Origin of the sequence: Dysgonomonas massiliensis (assembly GCF_900240225.1) — a bacterium.
GTDB classification, from domain to species: domain Bacteria; phylum Bacteroidota; class Bacteroidia; order Bacteroidales; family Dysgonomonadaceae; genus Dysgonomonas; species Dysgonomonas massiliensis.
Window position 1 is genome coordinate 61,663 of record NZ_OEPV01000015.1, and the last position, 19,900, is coordinate 81,562.

The following is a 19,900-nucleotide window of genomic DNA, read 5'->3' on the forward strand; positions in this document are numbered from 1 at the left end:
TTTAGCAAGCAAAGTAGTTATTTTTTTTTGCTTTCAACCCATAAAGCTAATCATTTTTTTGATTTACAACCAATAAATGCCGGCGATATTTATTTTCCGTCGCGTCGTTTTTTAGCATCCAGCTCCCGCTGACGTCGCTCTTCGGCTATTCGTTTCTGCTTCGCTTCACGCTCTTTTAATTGTGTTTTCCGCTTCTCATTTTGCTCTTTTTCCAGATTTTTGCGTCTTTCTTCCTGTTCACGTTTTTTATCACGACGTTGTTGCTCTTTTGCCCGACGAGCATCGTCACGTTCTTTTTGCTTAGCTTTCTTTGCCTCTATTTTCTCGCGTTCGATGCGTTTTTTCTCCTCAGCTATACGTTTCTCTTCAGCTATTTTTGCTTTTTCTACAGCTACGATCGAATCCTGAATAGCTTTTTCTACAGCGGCAACTGAATCCTGACGTGCCTTTTCTATTTCTTTCAAAGCTCGCTGACGCATTTTTTCTTCTTGACGCTGTTTCTTCAATTCTTCTTTTTCCTCTTTGGACATGTTCTTACGATCCTTGTATTTTTGGAATAAACCTTTCACTCCATCAACCGGATTTTCTAAAACTTCGCCAATATCCTGAATCAAATCCAATTGACTCTCATTAAATATATCGCTCGCATTTATAGTCGTGGTTTCCTCTATCTTCTTTGGAGAAGTAGATTCTTTTACTTCTTTCGGTTCTGTTTTTATAGGTTTTTCTGGTTGTATAGGCTCTGATTTTTCAGGCTCATCAACTATCTCAATACCATCTTCATCGATCGTTTCTACTACATCTTCTTCAAAATCCGACTCGTCAAATACGACACGTTCACCTTGCCAATAAGCAAGCAGTTCCGGAGTCTGACTTCCGTAATGCTCTTTGTAGAAATCAATATATTCTTCAATTCCAAGTCTCAGTAAAACCTTCGAATTTTCAACCGATATCGGTACCATCAATATAGACGGATCAATAGTATGTATCAGACCATCTGCTCCGAATGCACGTTTCACATATGAACGTATGTTTGCAAACTTCTCAAAGCCTTTGATCTGAAGCACCTCTAAAGGAGAATCTTCATCAAAACTAAGATCGAATGTTTGAATCATATAATTCGAGAAATTATAATCAGCTACTTGATAAAGCAGTTCGTTACGATCAATGGTATTCGATCTGAAAAACAGCAACATCAAATGCTCATCATCAATACTATCTTTGAATGCCAATATTTGCTTTTCTCCTTCCTCACCTTCGTACGGCATATCCCATTTCATACCGCGTATCGGTGTTCCGTCCGACATCAAGACCTGACCATCTTTGATGCGATCTAGGATTCCTTGTGCCATAGGCGTAACATCCGAATTCGGATAATCTTTTACCAATGACTCTAAATTTGTTTTCAAATTTACAGCATCACGTTCCTGAGCATAAGTGAGGGCATTCAACAGCATAAACTTAGGCATCAGATCAGCAAATGGATATTTCCGTTGTATTGTCTGATAATTTGCACGCACGGTCTTTATATCTCCATCCAAATAAGCTTCGTAAGTATCTTCGTAAATAGAATCTTGTAATGCATGCATATGACGGAAATTCCATTCAAAGTCAGGCTCAGACAGAGCTATCGCATACTTACTGTCCGGGAATCTTTCTATCAGACGATTACGATAATATGCAATCTTATCACGATCATTCAACTGCATATATATGAGAAACAATTGATAATATATTTCCTGCTGATTAGGCGTTTGTGGGAATCGTCTCAAATCAAGATCATATGCTCCGATTGCCAGATACAAGTCTTCCAATTTATACTGATAAATGCCTCCCATTTTGAATAAGGCATCTTCTATCAATTCATTCGACTTAGTTATCGCTTCGGCAGTAAATGGTAACTGTTTCAGATAATAATCAATCGTGTATATTTCTTTCTCTCCATTTTCCGTTTCACTATCCGATGACTGATTATCTGCAATATTCAGACTATCTGTCGCCAAAGAATCAGCAGCAAAATCAGTTAATAATTCATCATCGAAACCACCAAATCCCCCACCCGACTTGTTACGTCGGCGCCAATTATCTTCCAGCTTACGTGTACCCCACTGCTTCTGGAAAGCAACTTTACCCTGCTCAACAGTCTGTGGATTGTAGAAATAAAAAGTCGCAGTTGATTGTTGTGTATTCAGTACCGGAGCTTTAGGTGCAGTAGGCGCATTGGGTATATAACCGGTTATCATCTCCTCGCTACCCAAATCATCCCATCCAGTCATAAGCCTTTCTTCACGATCGGCTATAGCCTGATTACGTTTTTCTTCTTTTTGTTTGCGCAATTCTTCTTCTTTCAGGAATGCTATTTTATCCTGAATTATCCGAATACGTTCCTCCTCTGGCAATTGAGCCAAATGCTGTAAGCTATCTTGCTCATGTACAGTCTTGACATGGATTACCAATTCATCTAATACCTCCGATCGTAAAGAAACGACAGCATAATCTTTATCCGTTTTTTTCAATGCCGACAGAGCTTCCGAATAGCACGGCTGAGCTTTCACATATTCTTTCTGCTCGAAATAGATATGACCTAAACGGATTTGAGCAAGTGCTTTATCATAACTGCCCGATCTGCCCGAGTCGACAGCCAGTCGATAATTTTTCACAGCATTCACTGTATCAAATCTCTGCATATAGGCATTGCCTATTGTATAGTAGACCTTATCTTGATAATCGCTGTTCTTCTTCCCTTTAGTTAGTTTTGTCAGCTTCGCTATTTTCTCCGAGAAAGGGTGTTTATCATCCAAGCTCAATTGATTCAATTGAGCATTTAAATCGTACTTATAAGGAGTAGACAAACCTCTTACAGCTCCGTAGGCTTCTATAGCTTTCGCTTTATCGCCCGTACGCTCATACAACTGTCCTAAAAGGTATTTCAGTCTCAACTTCTGAGCCTTGTTTTTCTCGTTCTTTATTGCATCTGCCATGTATGGTATCGCTGCAGCATAATCTCCGTTACGCATCTGATAATTAGCATATACTGAAGCATATTCTCCTTTCAGGCCTTTGGGAATCTCAGATCCATGCTCTAGCTTGTATAGAACATCGCCGGCTTCGTGCATCCATCCCATCTCGGTATAAGCACGCGCAATCCATATCTGACATTCGGTAATGATTTCAGGTGAACTATTATATACTTTGGAGGTATACATAAAAGTAGAAATACCTTGTAAGTAATTTCCATTCTGAACTTCAGCTTTTCCTAGCAACAACCATACGTTCTTCATAAAAGGATTGAACTCCTGCTGCTTGATCCATGCTTGATACTTCGGATCGCGAGCTTTAGCTCGATCCCTACGGGGCTTTACTTTTATAGAATGGGTTTTAATCGCTTTCGTACATTTGTCAACAGTAGTAGTAAAACTGCCTCCACCACCGAAAGACATATTATCTTCGGCTGTAAAAGACTCGTTTGTATTCTCTTTACCCAAAAGTGACGAAACCGCTGAAGACAATATTCCGCGCGAACGCTTTTTCTTCGTATTATCCACTTTGCGCGTCAATACGATACTGTCACGCTCCGAGACTAAACGCGTTCCAGCATCGGGGTCGTAGGGATAAATATAAAGTTGTTCGGAAAGATTATCGTTCAAAGACTCTATCTTGCTATCCAAAGCCTCTTTATAAGCCTCGTGAGCATTGAAGTAAACATTGTAACGTGTATTTACAGAATGATAGGTACGCGACAAGGTCGTATTCCTATTGGTGGCACACGACGCTATAATGCATAAAAACAGCACTAGAATGAAACTATATAGTATGCTTTTGCTTTTTTTTATCCGCACTTTGATCCTGCTACTTTTGTTACAGTATATAAATAACACAAAAATAGTATTTTTATTGCTCGACTATTCCAATTATGATTATCTTGTATGCAAGAAATTAATTACATTTGCAACGAAAATATACTATATTAATATGGATGATAAGAAATTTTTGACTTTAGTTAAAGACAGCATTTGTCGCAACTGGGATGCTCCAGCGCTGACCGACATAGGCTCCGAATCATATCTCTTTAGTGATTTCGCTAAGCAAATCGCTAAAATACACATGCTTTTCGATGCAATGGAATTGCAGAAAGGCGAGAAAGCTGCAATATGCGGACGCAACTCGGCACATTGGGCTATCGCACTTTTTTCGACTCTGGGTTATGGAGCAGTTGCAACAACAATTCTACACGACTTCAGCAGTGAAAACATTCATAATATTGTAAATCACTCGGACTCGAGAATTTTGTTTGTCAGCGAACAGAATTGGCAAAAGCTGGATCCAACACAGATGCCAAATGTAGATACAATTATCGTGTTGGACGATTTCAGCATCCAAAAGTCAAATTCTCCTGCATTAATTGCATGCAGATCTGAATGGGAAGATGAATTCAAGCGTAAATATCCTGAAGGATTTACACGTGCCGATATCAAATTCCATGACGAAGATCCTGAAGAAATGGCAATATTAAACTACACTTCGGGTACAACAAGCAGTCCAAAAGGAGTTATGTTGCCTTATCGCAGCATTTGGTCGAATACGACATTCGCTGTGGAAATGATACCTTTCGTAAAAGCAGGTGACGGACTGATTGCAATGTTGCCAATGGCGCATATGTACGGATTGGCTTTCGAGATTTTGTTAGGAATTTGTAAAGGTTGTAATATTCACTTCCTGACTCGTGTTCCATCGCCTCAAATTCTTATTTCTACTTTCCAACAAGTGAATCCTAGCCTGATAATAACTGTTCCTCTGATTATCGAAAAAATTATCCAGAGCAAAGTATTTCCAGAATTACAAAAACAACCGACCAAGTTCTTACTTAAGATTCCTTTCTTCAGAAAGATGATTTATAAGAAAATATCGCAAAGTCTGTTACCTATTTTTGGGAACAAGATGGTTGAAGTAGTTATCGGTGGAGCTGCCTTAAATAAAGAAGTAGGAGCATTCTTAACTGAAATCAAATTCCCATATACAGTAGGATACGGAATGACCGAATGCGGTCCGCTTATAGCGTACGAATATTGGGAAACATATAAACCTGAATCATGCGGGCAGACTGTAGATCGCATGCAGGTACGTGTGGATTCGGAAAACCCTGAAACCATACCAGGCGAATTGCATGTAAAAGGTGACAATGTGATGCTTGGCTATTACAACAATGAAGAGCAGACTAAAAATACATTTAAAGAAGATGGTTGGTTGAATACCGGCGACTTAGTAACTATCGATAAGGATGGATTTATCTTCATCAAAGGTCGTAGCAAAACCATGATTCTTGGTGCTTCGGGACAAAATATCTATCCTGAAGAAATTGAAGATTTATTCAACAACTCACCTCTAATTGCAGAATCGTTGGTTATCGAGGAAAACAGAAAACTGATAGCCTTACTTTTCCCTGATAAAGACTACGTTGAAAAGCATGGTATCAAAGAGAAAGAATTGAATGAGGCATTACTAGCCGAAATGAAAGCTGTAAATAAAAAGCTTCCGCATTTCAGCACTGTCAGCAACTTCCGTATTCAACAAAACGAATTCGAGAAAACACCGAAACGAAGCATCAAACGATTCTTGTATCAGAAATAAAATAGTTTATCTATATTATTTTAAACCAATAGGTTGAAAAGAAAAAGAGTAACATCTCGAAAACAGAGAAATTCTGTAGTAGAGTGTTACTTTTTAACTAAATAACAACTGATTATCAAACATATAAATAATACAACAAACGATTAGAAATGGCAGACGATAAAAAGATCATTTTTTCGATGGTAGGCGTAAGCAAGATTTACCCTCCTCAAAAACAAGTTCTTAAAAACATTTACCTTTCATTTTTCTATGGTGCCAAAATTGGTATCATAGGGCTCAACGGATCGGGTAAATCATCTTTGATGAAGATCATCGCAGGTCTTGACAAAGACTATCTGGGAGAAGTAGTTTCTGACAAAGCTTTCTCGGTAGGATATCTTGAACAAGATCCGAAACTGGATCCGACAAAAACTGTAAAAGAAGTTGTTCAAGAAGGGGTACAACCTATTCTTGACATCTTGAAAGAATACGAAGAAATCAACGAGAAGTTCGGTTTACCTGAAAACTACGAAGATCCTGACAAAATGGATGCTTTGATGGCTCGTCAGGGCGAACTTCAAGATAAAATAGATGCTTCGGACGCGTGGAATATAGACAACAAACTTGAGCGTGCAATGGATGCATTGCGCTGTCCGCCCGAAGATCAGCTTTGTGCTAATCTATCGGGAGGAGAAGCTCGTCGTGTAGCACTTTGCCGTCTATTACTACAAGAACCTGACGTTCTATTATTGGATGAGCCTACTAACCACTTGGATGCTGAATCTATCGACTGGTTGGAACAACATCTACAACAATATAAGGGTACTGTTATCTGTATTACCCACGACCGTTATTTCCTTGACCACGTTGCGGGATGGATTCTTGAACTAGACCGCGGCGAAGGTATTCCTTGGAAAGGGAACTACACCTCATGGCTAGAACAAAAGACAAAACGTATGGAGCAGGAAGAAAAACAAGCCAGCAAACGTCGTAAGACTCTCGAACGTGAGTTGGAATGGGTTCGTATGGCTCCAAAAGCTCGTCATGCAAAAGGTAAAGCCCGTTTGAACAACTACGAGGCTATGTTGAATGCTGACCAAAAAGAACGCGAAGATAAACTTGAAATCTTTATTCCTAACGGACCACGTTTGGGTAATAAAGTTATCGAAGCACATGGAGTCAGAAAAGCATTCGGAGATAAACTACTTTTCGACAATCTTGAGTTCATGCTTCCTCCATCTGGAATCGTTGGTGTTATCGGACCAAATGGTGCAGGTAAAACAACTCTATTCCGCTTGATCCAAGGCTTAGAAACCCCAGATAAAGGAACATTCGAAGTAGGTGAAACTGTAAAGATCGGCTATGTAGACCAATCACATACAGCAATCGATCCAAATAAATCAGTATATCAAGTCGTATCGGAAGGAAGTGAGTTCGTACGTGTCGGAGGACGTGAAATCAATTCGCGCGCATATCTGTCTCGTTTCAACTTTGCGGGAGCAGATCAGGAAAAGCTTTGTGGTGTACTATCGGGCGGTGAGCGTAATCGTCTTCACTTAGCATTGACATTGAAGTCTGAAGCTAACGTACTTCTACTGGATGAGCCTACCAATGACATTGACGTTAATACACTTCGTGCACTGGAAGAAGGTCTTGAAAGCTTTGCTGGCTGTGCCGTAGTTATTTCGCACGACCGTTGGTTCCTCGATCGTATTTGTACTCATATCCTCGCTTTTGAAGGCAATTCGGAGGTATTCTATTTCGAAGGAAGCTATAGCGAATACGAGGAAAATAAGAAAATGCGCATGGGTAATGTTGAACCACGCAGGATTCGTTATCGCAATCTGACAGACTAGTATCTGTTAACATTTAACAAAAAAGAGGTCTTAAGTAGATTAATTTAGCTACTTTTGACCTCGATTTTGTTTTTTTTCTTGCAAACCTACCAATTGTAGTTTAATGAATTTTAGGAACTTTAATACACACAATATTATTAGCTCAAGAAGAAGTCTGTTCTTATTTACATTCTTCATCCTACTCACCATCAATCTTAGTGCTCAGAATACAATATTCAAAGGTATAGTTAAAGACTCTATTACTCAAGAGGTCTTGCCTTATGTTACTATCCAATTTGAAAAAACAAATATTGGTGTATTCTCTAAAGAAGATGGAACTTTCTCAGTTAGCAACTCCAAAGGATATACCGATGTCCTGATTTCGTTCATAGGATACGAAACAAAAAGGTTCAAGATACCAGCAGGCAGAACTACCGATAAAACCGTCCTACTAGCCAATAAAGGAAAGACTCTAAAGGATGTAGTAATCAAACCCAAGAAGGAGAAGTATTCGAAGAAGAATAATCCAGCCGTTGAACTTATACAAAAGGTCATTGCAAATAAAGAGAAGAACTACATACAATCTGCCGATTACGTGCAATGCAAAGAATACGAGCAGCTACTATTTGCTCTGAATGACTTTAAACCTGATGCTGCTCTGTTCAAGAACTTCAAGTTCTTGCCCAATTATATGGTAACATCAGAGATAGACAATAAACCTATCTTACCAATTTCATTACGCGAAACAAGCAGTGAGAAATACTACCGCAAATCGCCTAAAAGCGAGAAAAAAATAGTAACTGGTCATACGGAATCCGGTATTGATGTAGCTTTAGAAATTGAAGGCCTGGATGCCGCTCTGAACGAAATATTCAAAGATGTGTCGATATATGATAACTCGATGACATTATTACTCCACGAGTTTGTCAGCCCATTAAGCGATCAACGAGCTGTAAGTTTCTTCCGCTGGTATATTGTCGATACTATTATGGTAGACAATCAAAGCTGTATCAATCTGGCATTCGTACCATTCAACACACGCGATATCGGTTTTACTGGTAATCTCCTTATCACTAACGACGACCGTTACGCAGTAAAAAAAGCAGTCATGCGAGCTCCGACAAAGATGAATATGAACTTCGTTGACGAGATGATTCTAATCCATACTTTCGAAGAAATAGCTGATAATAAATGGGCCCCATTAAGGCACGAAATGGCTATAGACCTTTCGTGGTATGGCAACTTTAAAGCATACGTTTCAAAAAGTCGGGTATATCATAATTATACAGTAAGCTCCCCTACGGATAATTTAATATTCGAAAAAGAGGCTCCGATCACATATGCAAAAGGCTTTAATGATCGACCTCTGGATTTCTGGTTTACCAATCGACCTCCCACACATCAGATTGATTATCGGGTAGACGATATGCTTGACGATGTTATGGATATTGGTATCTTGAAAGGAATCATGAATACAGCTCGCTTTATCTTTAATGGAGGATATTTTCCTACCAGAAAAGGCGATCGCAATAAAATAGATATAGGTAGTGCGTTATCGGCATACAGTTACAACTCTGTAGAAGGAAACAGATTACGCCTTACGGCTCGCACAACACCTCGTTTCAATAGACATCTGTTCTTATATGCTTACGGAGCTTATGGTCTAAGAGATCATAAATTTAAGTATTACGGTGAAGCTACTTGGGCTTTCAAAAAACAGCCGAATAATAAAGATGAATTTCCAAAGGACAATCTTAAGGTCGGTTACAGATATGATGTAAGCGAACTTGGCCAGAAATTCAAACAAGACAGAGAGAGGGACAATATAATGACAGCTCTTAGATCTACTAAGAATGTCAAAATGACCTACAAGCGCGAGTCAATCATCAATTGGGAAAAAGAATACTATAGCGGATTTTCTCATCGTGTGGGAGCTAATATATTTGATGAAAGGCCTGCGGGTAAACTGAAGTTCGAATACATAAATGATGCAGGAGAACTAACTCCACAGAAAAGTATCAGAGGCACTGAAATGACAGTTGGTATCCGCTATGCTCCGAATGAAAAAATCATGCAATATCAACGTTCACGCTACAGTATCCCTTCACCAGGATATAGTGTTGATCTGTCGTTAGCCACCTCAGCCAAAGGACTGATCGGAAGTCAATACTCGTACAACAAGCTATCTCTATCAATGGAAAGACGATTTTGGATAGCTAAATTTGGTAAAATAATAGTCAATGTAGAAGCACAAAAGCTATGGGGACAAGCTCCTTTCCCTCTATTATTGACTCCAAGTGCCAATAGCTCTTATACGATACAAAAAGGTAGCTTTTATCTGTTAGATCCTTTGGAATTCATACATGATCAACAAGTTGCATTCTCGCTAGACTATCGCATGGGAGGCTTGATATTCAATCGTATTCCACTATTAAGAATGCTTAATATCAGAGAAATCATTGGTATCAGAGGTGTCTATGGAGAACTAAGCGATCGCAATAACCCCTTACTTCACGACAAGCACCTAAGATTTCCAGACAATGCTTTTGAAGCAAAAAACAAACCCTATATCGAATACAATATAGGGGTCGAAAATATCTTAAGCTTCCTTCGTATCGACTATGTACGTCGTCTCAATTATAGAGACAATCCGGGAGTCAAAAAACAAGGAGTGCGTATTTCAGTAGAGTTTACTTTCTAGCAATCAATTAAGTATAATGCTATTGAAAGGCTCTTTAACTTTCTTATCAGAATAGTACGCTCGAGCAAATTCTTTAAGATAATTGAGTGTGGATAGTGATGGTGCGACAACCTTTTCATTTTCCACATTCAACATTTTGGGCGTAATGTCTTTCTTCATTGGCAATTCGTTTTATACACTATAAACGAATATTGGATCTGTTTATTGCCAAGATGTGACAATTTAATTAGCTCATCCGATCGCGATAATCTTCGTAGCTAAATTCACGAAGCATATTCAACTTCCCATTACGAGTCCACATGGCCAATGATGGATGATAAACCCCATTAAACATCGTAGTTTTAACTACTGTATAATGAATCATATCTTCGAAAATGATCTTATCTCCAATCTTTAGAGGTTTATCAAAAGACCAACTACCAACAAAGTCGCCACTCAAGCAACTATTTCCTCCCATACGATAAGTCGGAAGACCTTCAACAGGATCGTGATGAGCTCCTCGAATATATGGCTTATATGGCATTTCTAAACAGTCTGGCATATGACACGAGAATGACACGTCCAAAATAGCAGTCTTAATTCCCTTATCTTCCACAACGTCAATAACTGTAGAAACCAGCACTCCGGTTTGCCAAGCAAATGCACTACCCGGTTCCATTATTATCTCCAGATTCGGATATTTCGCCTTAAAATCTTTCAGCAGACCTATTAGATGCTCAATATCGTAACCTTTACGAGTCATCAAATGGCCTCCACCCATATTCAGCCATTTAACTTGTGACAGCAAATGTCCGAATTTAGCTTCTACATGTACTAATGTTTTTTCAAGATCATACGAATCTGATTCGCACAGTGTATGAAAATGCAATCCTTCAACCCCTTCGGGTAAGCCATCAGCCAACGCATCTGCAGTCACTCCGAAGCGAGTTCCGGGCATAGTTGGGTTATACAAATCGGTACCTACCTCCGAATATTCTGGATTAATACGTATACCGCAAGACACCTTTTTATCATATTTCAGAGACTCAGGGTAGAAGCGTTTGAACTGAGCCAACGAATTGAATGTAATATGGCTGCTGTATTTCATGAATGTAGGGAAATTTTCTTCAGTATATGCTGGAGAAAATGTATGTGCCAAACTTCCCATTTCTTCGAATGCTAATTGGGCTTCCCATATAGAACTAGCTGTAGAATATGGAATATATTCACGTACTATTGGAAATGTTTTCCACATAGCAAAAGCTTTGAATGCTAGTATGATATTTACACCAGCACGATCTTTCACGGATTTAATCAGAGCTAAATTGTTTCTTAACAATTCTTCTTCGATTACATAGCAAGGCGAAGGAACTTGATTTATATCGATCATCGTTTATTTCTGTTTTTTATTATAACACACAAAGTTAGATAAAGTTCTGACACGAAAAAAGTAACAAAGGTAACAGATGTGTACAGTTTTTATATTTACTTTTATTCGTACTACTTAACCACACAAGTTATTCAATATATTGATAAAGTTTTCTTTTATCCTTGACAGATACTTTCCATCTGACAATCCATATCAACCAAAATAATGTAACTTTGCGAATCGACAATTTTAGAACTAATGAAAAAGTATCTTCTACCACAAATAAATCAATATACAGAGACCGTAATTCTAGCAAAAGGAGATTTTCCGACTCATGCTATTCCACTATCTGTTTTGCATAAAGCTAAATATATAGTTTGCTGCGATGGTGCAATCAACAATCTGCTGGATAACACAGATATTTTGCCAAACGCTATAGTTGGCGATTGTGACACGCTAACACCATACAATCAAGAGCGTTTTAAAGACATTATACATCGGATGAAAGAACAAGATACAAATGACCTGACTAAAGCTGTGAATTTCTGTATCAAACAAGGTCGAACTAAAATAACAATATTAGGTGCAACGGGCAAACGTGAAGATCATACTATAGGTAACATTAGCTTATTGAGTGAATACATGAAATATGCAGATGTAGAAATGATTACCAATCATGGATCATTTGTTGCTATTAAAGAAAATTCTACGTTTGAATGCTATCCCAAGCAGCAGGTTTCTATGTTTTGTTTAGACCGATGTCATATTACAACACACAATTTGTTATACGCCGTCCAGAATCGTATTTTTGATAGCTGGTGGCAGGCGACATTGAATGAAGCAACATCCAATGAGTTCGGTATCGACACGGATGGACGAACTATAGTTTACCGTCTTTTTTAATAAAAATCCTTTTAAAATCACTATTTCTGCACCAAATAACCAGTATAGTTACTAACAATACCGAAATGTGATTTACATCAGAAACGACACTCGTACCTACAAATATTGAACCTGAATTATCCTTTTGATGAAAAGGAAATATTTTATCATATAAGGGAATATTTAACCCCGTAATTTTGCTGATAATTGCAGGCAACAAATCTACCAGATCAGGAAATACACAACCTAGAAAAGACATTGCTACTATCAATCGATATCTACGTCTAGCCTGTAACAACACAAGTAAAATTATAGTAAGAGACAATATCACATCAACCTTTGCAGGAAAAGGATATGTATGCGGCATATAATCAATAACCCCATGTATTATTATGCCTAATACAAAAGCACAAACAGATGGTACAATAGTTGCTTTGGAGTTGTCCATTCTCAGTGTATCTGAGACTACTGCTACTATACCTATAGCTGTCGTAACATGAAAAAAGACATTCATTGTCTATCAATTACCTTTTGCTTTAAAAGCCATAGCATAGAAACGGATTTGCTTGATCATCGACACAAGCCCGTTCGAACGAGTTGGAGATAGATGTTCTGTAAGCCCTATTTTTTCGACAAAATGAAGATCTGATTCCAGAATCTCATCTGGTGTACGCCCTGAAAAAATACGTATTAAAAGTGCAATGATTCCTTTAACAATAACTGCATCACTTTCTGCTTGAAAAACAATTTTGCCATCGTTCATCTCGGCATGTAGCCATACACGGCTTTGGCAACCTTCGATCAAATTATTCTCAACCTTATACTTATCATCTAATTTTTCAAGTGAATTACCCAGATCGATAAGCAATGCATAACGATCCATCCAATCATCGAACATCGAAAATTCTTCAATGATCTCGTCTTGTACTTCGTTTATAGTAGCCATTTTATATTAATTATTTTTCTTTATATATCACCTCTAAAACCGTTTGACCTACAGCTTTCAGAGTTTCTTTATCTATATTATCCATCGTATCATTGATCGTATGCCAATGAGGGAAAAATCCATCATGAGTATCAGATATTTTATAGTCCAAAACATCAATACTTGGTATACGGGTAACCTGATTTACAGGAACATGATCATCCATTATATAACCTCCATTGGCACTGATAAAGAATTTACCATATCCAAGTTGACGAGCCGTAGACCAGACTTTTTCGATAACATTCGATGCATATCTCTTTGAAACAGCATCACGATAGAATGTTGCATCTTTGGCTCCTACCATATCTAATAAGATTCCGAATTTAGCTTTATATCCTTTCACATGCGGATTCTCAGCCCAATACTGCGATCCAAGGCACCAAGAATTATCGCTACTGATGGCTTCTGCAAACGAAGGCACTCCATAATCTTCAGCATCAAAAAAGATAATATCTACACCTACTTCAGGTGATTTTATCTGAATTTGTCTGGCAACTTCCAGCAATACACCGACGCCACTTGCTCCATCATTTGCTCCGTCGATAGGCGTATTGTGATTCTTCGAATCAGCATCTGCATCAGCATATGGACGCGAATCCCAGTGTGCGAAAAGTAACACTCTATTCTTTTTCTCAGGGCTATAGCTTCCTATTATATTTACAGCATTTAGCTTAGTTCCATTATAAGCTGTTAATACTGCTTTCTGCTCTATAACTTCTGCTCCGAAGCGCTTTAATGTTTCAGCTAGATAATTGGCACAAGCTATGTGCTCTTTTGTATTGGGAACACGAGGACCAAAGTCTACCTGTTTCTGTACGAAATGATAAGCACTATCCGCATCAAAATCGGGAGATACTTTCTGATACTCGACTACTTGAGCTGCTGGTTTACTACTCTTATTTCCACAAGCGCAAGCCAACATTGTAGCCAGAACAAATAAAACTGATATCTTATAGTATTTCATAATCTTAGTTATTCGATAGATCGTACAAAAGTACAATTTAATTTCGAGAATGATATAAAAAAAGGGGCTACAGTAAATACTGCAACCCCTCTCCATATTCTTATTAATAGTTAATTATGCATCAATCTTAGCATAAGTAGCATTTTCTTCTATAAATTGACGACGAGGCGGAACATCTTCACCCATCAGCATCGAGAAGATATGATCTGCTTCTGCAGCATTATCTATCGTTACCTGACGAAGCGTTCTATGTTCAGGATTCATTGTTGTATCCCACAATTGCTCTGCATTCATCTCTCCAAGACCTTTGTATCGTTGAGTATGAACTGCATTTTCATCCCCATCAGCATATTTATCAATAAACGCACGACGTTGACGATCGTCCCAGCAATACTCTTCGTTCTTACCTTTTCTTAATAAATACAACGGAGGTGTAGCAATATACACGTAACCTTTCTCTAAAAGCGGTTTCATGTGGCGGAAGAAGAATGTCAATATCAATGTTGCAATGTGGCTACCATCCACATCGGCATCGGTCATGATCACTATTTTTTGATAACGTAATTTATCGATATTCAACGCTTTTGTATCTTCTTCAGTACCGATTGTAACTCCAAGAGCTGTATATATATTCTTGATTTCATCACTTTCGAACACTTTATGCGGCATTGCTTTCTCTACGTTCAGAATTTTACCACGCAAAGGTAATATAGCTTGGAAACCACGATCACGTCCTTGCTTGGCTGTACCACCTGCCGAGTCTCCTTCGACAAGGAATATCTCACAGATAGAAGCATCTTTGCTTGAGCAGTCAGCTAGTTTACCTGGTAAGCCGCCTCCTGTTAACGGAGACTTACGCTGTACCATCTCACGAGCTTTACGAGCTGCAGCACGAGCCGTAGCAGCAAGTATAACCTTCTCAACAATAGTCTTAGCTTCTTTCGGATGCTCTTCAAGATAGTTATTCAAAGCTTCACCTACAGCTTGGTCAACAGCACCAATAACTTCATTATTACCTAATTTGGTTTTAGTCTGTCCTTCGAATTGAGGTTCTGCAACTTTAATAGAGATAACAGCAGTTAATCCTTCACGGAAGTCATCCCCACTGATTTCAACTTTTACTTTATCAAGTAATTTAGCATCTTCAGCATACTTTTTCAATGTACGCGAAAGTGCTCTACGGAAACCCGTTAAGTGAGTACCTCCTTCGATAGTATGAATATTATTTACATACGAATATACATTTTCATTGTATGTCGTATTATATGTCATTGCAACTTCTACCGGAACATTTTGTTTTTCTGTTACGATATGAATTACATCTTCGATCAATGCTTCTTTTGATGAGTCGATATAACGAACAAATTCTTCCAGACCTTTTTCAGAATAGAAACTTGTTGAACGGAAAGTACCGTCTTCATTCTGAACACGTTCGTCAGTCAGAGTCAATTTGATCCCTGCGTTCAAGAATGCTAATTCACGCAAACGAGAGGCCAGTGTTTCATATTTATACTCTGTTGTAATAAATATTGAATCGTCCGGACGGAAATTAATTGTTGTCCCTGTTTTATCTGTATCTCCTTTTATTTCGAGGCTTGTGGTCGGAATACCTTTCGAGAAATCCATTTCATAGATTTTTCCTCCACGATGTACTAGAGCCGACAAATGGATTGACAACGCGTTCACACACGACACACCCACACCATGCAAACCTCCGGATACTTTATAAGTACCTTTATCAAATTTACCTCCGGCGTGTAGTACTGTCAATACTACCTCTAAGGCTGATTTTTGTTCTTTCTCGTGAAAGTCAACCGGAATACCACGTCCGTTATCGCTGACTGTTATCGAGTTATCTTTATGAATAATAACATTTATATCATCACAAAAGCCTGCTAATGCTTCGTCAATAGAGTTATCAACAACCTCATATACCAAGTGGTGTAGTCCTTTCTCACCAACATCTCCGATATACATAGCGGGTCTTTTACGTACTGCTTCCAACCCTTCTAGTACCTGAATACTATCAGCCGAATAATTCTCGCTGGCCGCTCTTTGTTTATCTGTCATATTTAAATTTTTATATGCTTTTTCATAAAAGTAAAACCTAACAAAGATACTAAAAATTATCCATTTTTCATAGTAAAAAACAGTCTAATTAAGCCCTTGAAAGTTATTACAAATTAAACATTTCGATCTGCATTCCGCAAAGATCAAATCATTTGAAAGTCTTGGATATTTTCTCTATAAATCGCTTAGCTTTAAGCTTAAAAACGATTCGTTTATATTCTTTCTCTGATATATAATTGCGCTTGCGCTGAACCATAAAGTATTCTAAATAGAAATCAAAATATGAGGATGAAGAGAGACCTCCCAATCTAAAGTTTGAGAGCACCGTATCTAAACGAACAAACCTAACACCCTCTGTTGAACATCTGCTTAAAAAATCATGATCGGCAAGAATTCTAATACTTAAATCAAATACCCCATTCGCTTCATAAACAGCTTTAGGAACAAAAAAAGTACAATGAGGCATAACACCTTCGCTAATAAAATCTGCGCCGCGACATTGCAATGACTGAACTTTATCATTTTTCCATACTCTTTCTACACCATAGATCATGGTATTATTTTTATCAATATCGGGCTGTGTGAATCGATCCCAAACCAATTCTAAAGTACGATCTTCATACCAATCATCTGAGTTGTTAAGCCCGATCAATTCTCCTTTTGCTAAATTTATGCCCTTATTCATTGCATCATAGACACCTTTGTCGGGTTCGCTTACAATTGTCATAGGCACACCTTTATCAGCAAATTTCTGACGATAACTTTCTATAATATTTACTGTATTATCCTTCGAAGCTCCATCTATAACAATGTACTCGAAATCAGAAAAACTTTGTCTCAACAATGCTTCCAGGGTATCTTTTATTGTCTTTTCAGAATTGTAAGTTGGTGTAACTACCGTTATTTTTGGCATATGTATTAAGTATAGAATATTTAAAATGCAAATATAATACTAAATTGAACAGCAATTATCTATTTCACAACTTGATTTATCCAATCAGAAATATCTTTTAAAACCTGAGGCGAAACTGTCTCTTCAATCTCACCATATTCATTAATTAGCCCCGTATTACACGTTTGAAACAAATGATTCAAACCTTCATATTCTTTGACAATAGCATGTGGAACATTCTCTTTGATACTACTCAAATTACTAGATGCTTTTACCTGCAAATCTTTACTCCCATTAATTGCAAAAACAGGGCATTTAATTTTCCGCAAATCATTAACTGGATCATATGACATAAAATATCGCATCCAAGGTGAAGTTAGTTTCAGCACCTCACGCTTCAACATATCTTTTGTTGAAGAATTGATACTCATCATTGTTGAAGCAATAGGCATGAGCGAAGAATCAATAAAACGATCTATTTCGTTCAATATTTCTGGTTGCGTCTTTCCTTCTATAAATCCTTCGACTTGAGTAATAAGTTCCTCATTTTTAGATATTATATTCACATCCTGACTAGATGCTATTCCCATCATATAACGCTGTTCTTTCAATAAACTATCACCTTTTATAGCGCCACCAGCCATCGATACAATAAAAGAGACATCACATGATTCGGCAGCTAACATAAAAGCGATACAACCACCTTCGCTGTGCCCAATCAATCCTATTTTATTTACATCAATCTCTTTACGAGTCTTAAGATATTGCATTGCCGAACGAGCATCTGTTGATAAGTCTTTTGTTGTCGCATTCGTCGCTTTTCCTTTTGATTGGCCAACACCACGATCATCAAACCGAAGTACGGCAATTCCATTCTTCGTTAAATAATCGGCTAAAACTAAAAAGGGTTTATGTTCAAACAACTCTTCATTTCTATTTTGAGATCCACTACCAGAGATTAAAACGACAGATGGAAAGGCTGTATCCCCATGTGGAAATGTTAAAGTTCCGGCTAACTCAAAACCTTCAACAACATTGTTGAAAACTATATCTTCAGAATTATAAGAGAAAGGAGGTAAGGGTTCTTGCGGACGTTTCAATTTCACAGCTCCTTTAGTTAATTTCAAAGGTAAAGAAGCCCCTCCTTGTGTGAAATTTCCATCAATAACCGTATCGTTTAGCAAAACTCCTTCGTACTGCAAAATCAATTGAATAGCTTTTATAGAAAGCTGATTATTTTCGAATTTAGCGTATGTGGTCGGAATATTCTTAGCACCTTGCATTGGACTATCCATCGTGACAACTAAACTATCATTCACAGATTTTACATTGAAGACAATAGGCAATTTAGCACCTTGAACAGATAATTCGCCACTCCAAGAGCCAACAATGTTTTGCGACATCAAACAAATAGTATTTGACATCAATATAAGCAATAATATAAAATAAATCTTTTTCATAATATCAATCCAAATCGTTACACACAACGCTACTATTTCATCAAGAATATAAAGATCAACGATATAATTTCAGCTAGAATGAGAGAGGTCGTAAATACCACTCCACACTTAGCTCCTTTTAGGCCGGTTGACACCCTAAATGCATTGTATAATAAAACAATTGACCATATAAGAAAAGGGATCATCAATATAGGTAATAAGATTTGCTTGATATTAGTTGTAAGATAACTGAGTAGTTCACTCACATTTCCACTCGAAACAACTTGATTCATCTCAGCAAGCTCAGCATCAGTTGATAAAAATCCTAGCAAGGCAATGAACAAATAAGGGAAACGAGAAAAAGTTATAGTACCTAAGATATCTTGAAAACGTGTTCCCCGAGCGAATAGCAAAGCAGCTAAATAAAACACACCTACTAATGCTGCCAATGAAATGAATTGGCAGTATAAAGCCCAGTCGAAATCAAGCTCATAAACAGTTTTAGCATCTAATGCACCTCTGAAACAAATAGAGGATTGCCAACCTACAACTACTGTTGCAACAACAATAGCAATCCCAATAAAAAAAGATTTCCATCCTGCTATCCGATCAAAAGGATTAATCAAAGCTTTTGCAATATTATTCATAGGTATTAAGTTTATCGATTAGATCATTCAATAGGTTTCTTACAGTAGGATAGCTCAGATCAAGCTCTTTCGCCATTTCTTTCAAACTTCCACTATTTCTAACAAACTTCAGTATAAAATCTTGCTCACTCTGAGTAAGTCTAGCCAATACAGGCAGTTCATAATTTCCGATCACTTCAGTCTGGCAGTTCTCGCATTTGAGACTTTTCACATTCAGCTGTTTCATGCAGCTTGGGCAATAACAAGGTAACATAGTTCTAGATATTACGATTTATCACAAACTTAAGAATATTTTTCAATAAATCAAATAAAATATTAATATTATTAAACATGAAATCAATATTATTAAACCAAAACAGGGCAATATTAGATATCAGTACATATCTGACAAATAAAAAAGAGGAGGTCACTAGTATAAACTAATGACCTCCTCAGGTAAAATTGGCGGCTATCTACTCTCCCACCTGTAGGGCAGTACCATCGACGCTATTGGGCTTAACTTCTCTGTTCGGAATGGGAAGAGGTGG

At 37.8% G+C, this 19,900-nt stretch carries 14 protein-coding genes and 1 rRNA gene; 4 read left to right on the forward strand and 11 right to left on the reverse strand.

Annotation, left to right across the window (positions count from 1 at the left end; translation table 11 throughout):
* Positions 1-89 precede the first annotated feature (89 nt).
* Positions 90-3,878, reverse strand: a complete 3,789-nt coding sequence (gene porW / locus C1A06_RS14285; protein ID WP_442341965.1) for a type IX secretion system periplasmic lipoprotein PorW/SprE — start codon at positions 3,876-3,878, stop codon at positions 90-92.
* A gap of 94 nt (positions 3,879-3,972) precedes the next feature.
* Between porW and C1A06_RS14290 the strand changes: the two genes are divergently transcribed.
* From C1A06_RS14290 to C1A06_RS14300, 3 genes are all read left to right on the forward strand, one after another.
* Positions 3,973-5,628, forward strand: a complete 1,656-nt coding sequence (locus C1A06_RS14290) for an AMP-binding protein (RefSeq protein ID WP_101690823.1) — start codon at positions 3,973-3,975, stop codon at positions 5,626-5,628.
* Positions 5,629-5,777: 149 nt separating this feature from the next.
* Positions 5,778-7,463 (forward strand): energy-dependent translational throttle protein EttA, encoded by a 1,686-nt coding sequence (gene ettA / locus C1A06_RS14295; RefSeq protein ID WP_101690824.1) that lies wholly within the window; start codon positions 5,778-5,780, stop codon positions 7,461-7,463.
* 103 nt (positions 7,464-7,566) lie between these two features.
* Positions 7,567-10,143, forward strand: a complete 2,577-nt coding sequence (locus C1A06_RS14300) for a DUF5686 and carboxypeptidase-like regulatory domain-containing protein (protein ID WP_101690825.1) — start codon at positions 7,567-7,569, stop codon at positions 10,141-10,143.
* 226 nt (positions 10,144-10,369) lie between these two features.
* Here C1A06_RS14300 and nspC read toward each other — a convergent pair whose 3' ends face one another.
* Entirely contained in the window at positions 10,370-11,512 is a 1,143-nt protein-coding gene (gene nspC, locus C1A06_RS14305; RefSeq protein ID WP_101690826.1) for a carboxynorspermidine decarboxylase, read from the reverse strand.
* Between the two features lie 237 nt (positions 11,513-11,749).
* Between nspC and C1A06_RS14310 the strand changes: the two genes are divergently transcribed.
* Complete coding sequence (locus C1A06_RS14310) at positions 11,750-12,394, forward strand: thiamine diphosphokinase (protein WP_101690827.1); 645 nt, start codon at positions 11,750-11,752, stop codon at positions 12,392-12,394.
* Here C1A06_RS14310 and C1A06_RS14315 read toward each other — a convergent pair.
* The 9 genes from C1A06_RS14315 to rrf all read right to left on the reverse strand — a co-directional run.
* Entirely contained in the window at positions 12,372-12,821 is a 450-nt protein-coding gene (locus C1A06_RS14315) for a hypothetical protein (RefSeq protein ID WP_145996420.1), read from the reverse strand. The genes C1A06_RS14310 and C1A06_RS14315 overlap by 23 nt on opposite strands.
* Positions 12,822-12,893: 72 nt before the next feature.
* On the reverse strand, positions 12,894-13,319 hold the full coding sequence (locus C1A06_RS14320) for a SufE family protein (protein ID WP_101690829.1): 426 nt from the start codon (positions 13,317-13,319) through the stop codon (positions 12,894-12,896).
* Between the two features lie 10 nt (positions 13,320-13,329).
* Positions 13,330-14,325 (reverse strand): M28 family peptidase, encoded by a 996-nt coding sequence (locus C1A06_RS14325; protein WP_101690830.1) that lies wholly within the window; start codon positions 14,323-14,325, stop codon positions 13,330-13,332.
* Between the two features lie 114 nt (positions 14,326-14,439).
* Positions 14,440-16,395 (reverse strand): DNA topoisomerase (ATP-hydrolyzing) subunit B, encoded by a 1,956-nt coding sequence (gene gyrB / locus C1A06_RS14330; RefSeq protein WP_101690831.1) that lies wholly within the window; start codon positions 16,393-16,395, stop codon positions 14,440-14,442.
* Between the two features lie 148 nt (positions 16,396-16,543).
* Entirely contained in the window at positions 16,544-17,308 is a 765-nt protein-coding gene (locus C1A06_RS14335) for a glycosyltransferase family 2 protein (RefSeq protein ID WP_101690832.1), read from the reverse strand.
* A 59-nt stretch (positions 17,309-17,367) separates the two neighbouring features.
* Entirely contained in the window at positions 17,368-18,690 is a 1,323-nt protein-coding gene (locus C1A06_RS14340; protein WP_221405688.1) for an alpha/beta hydrolase family protein, read from the reverse strand.
* Positions 18,691-18,779: 89 nt separating this feature from the next.
* A complete protein-coding gene (locus C1A06_RS14345) occupies positions 18,780-19,373 on the reverse strand; it encodes a YIP1 family protein (RefSeq protein WP_101690834.1) in 594 nt (197 codons plus the stop codon).
* Positions 19,366-19,626, reverse strand: coding sequence for a DUF2089 family protein (locus C1A06_RS14350; RefSeq protein ID WP_101690835.1), 261 nt, complete (start codon positions 19,624-19,626; stop codon positions 19,366-19,368). Before C1A06_RS14350 ends, C1A06_RS14345 begins: the two co-directional genes overlap by 8 nt.
* 186 nt (positions 19,627-19,812) lie before the next feature.
* Positions 19,813-19,900, reverse strand: a 5S ribosomal RNA gene (gene rrf / locus C1A06_RS14355); the annotation flags it as partial.

What these genes read in the sequence shown, in the direction of transcription:
- C1A06_RS14300 (WP_101690825.1), top strand. Translation starts at nt 7,567, where the DNA reads ATGAATTTTAGGAACTTTAATACACACAATATTATTAGCTCAAGAAGA.
- C1A06_RS14340 (WP_221405688.1), bottom strand. Translation starts at nt 18,690, where the DNA reads ATGTCGCAAAACATTGTTGGCTCTTGGAGTGGCGAATTATCTGTTCAA.
- C1A06_RS14320 (WP_101690829.1), bottom strand. Translation starts at nt 13,319, where the DNA reads ATGGCTACTATAAACGAAGTACAAGACGAGATCATTGAAGAATTTTCG.
- C1A06_RS14335 (WP_101690832.1), bottom strand. Translation starts at nt 17,308, where the DNA reads ATGCCAAAAATAACGGTAGTTACACCAACTTACAATTCTGAAAAGACA.
- nspC (WP_101690826.1), bottom strand. Translation starts at nt 11,512, where the DNA reads ATGATCGATATAAATCAAGTTCCTTCGCCTTGCTATGTAATCGAAGAA.
- C1A06_RS14350 (WP_101690835.1), bottom strand. Translation starts at nt 19,626, where the DNA reads ATGTTACCTTGTTATTGCCCAAGCTGCATGAAACAGCTGAATGTGAAA.
- ettA (WP_101690824.1), top strand. Translation starts at nt 5,778, where the DNA reads ATGGCAGACGATAAAAAGATCATTTTTTCGATGGTAGGCGTAAGCAAG.
- C1A06_RS14315 (WP_145996420.1), bottom strand. Translation starts at nt 12,821, where the DNA reads ATGGACAACTCCAAAGCAACTATTGTACCATCTGTTTGTGCTTTTGTA.
- C1A06_RS14345 (WP_101690834.1), bottom strand. Translation starts at nt 19,373, where the DNA reads ATGAATAATATTGCAAAAGCTTTGATTAATCCTTTTGATCGGATAGCA.
- C1A06_RS14325 (WP_101690830.1), bottom strand. Translation starts at nt 14,325, where the DNA reads ATGAAATACTATAAGATATCAGTTTTATTTGTTCTGGCTACAATGTTG.
- gyrB (WP_101690831.1), bottom strand. Translation starts at nt 16,395, where the DNA reads ATGACAGATAAACAAAGAGCGGCCAGCGAGAATTATTCGGCTGATAGT.
- C1A06_RS14310 (WP_101690827.1), top strand. Translation starts at nt 11,750, where the DNA reads ATGAAAAAGTATCTTCTACCACAAATAAATCAATATACAGAGACCGTA.
- C1A06_RS14290 (WP_101690823.1), top strand. Translation starts at nt 3,973, where the DNA reads ATGGATGATAAGAAATTTTTGACTTTAGTTAAAGACAGCATTTGTCGC.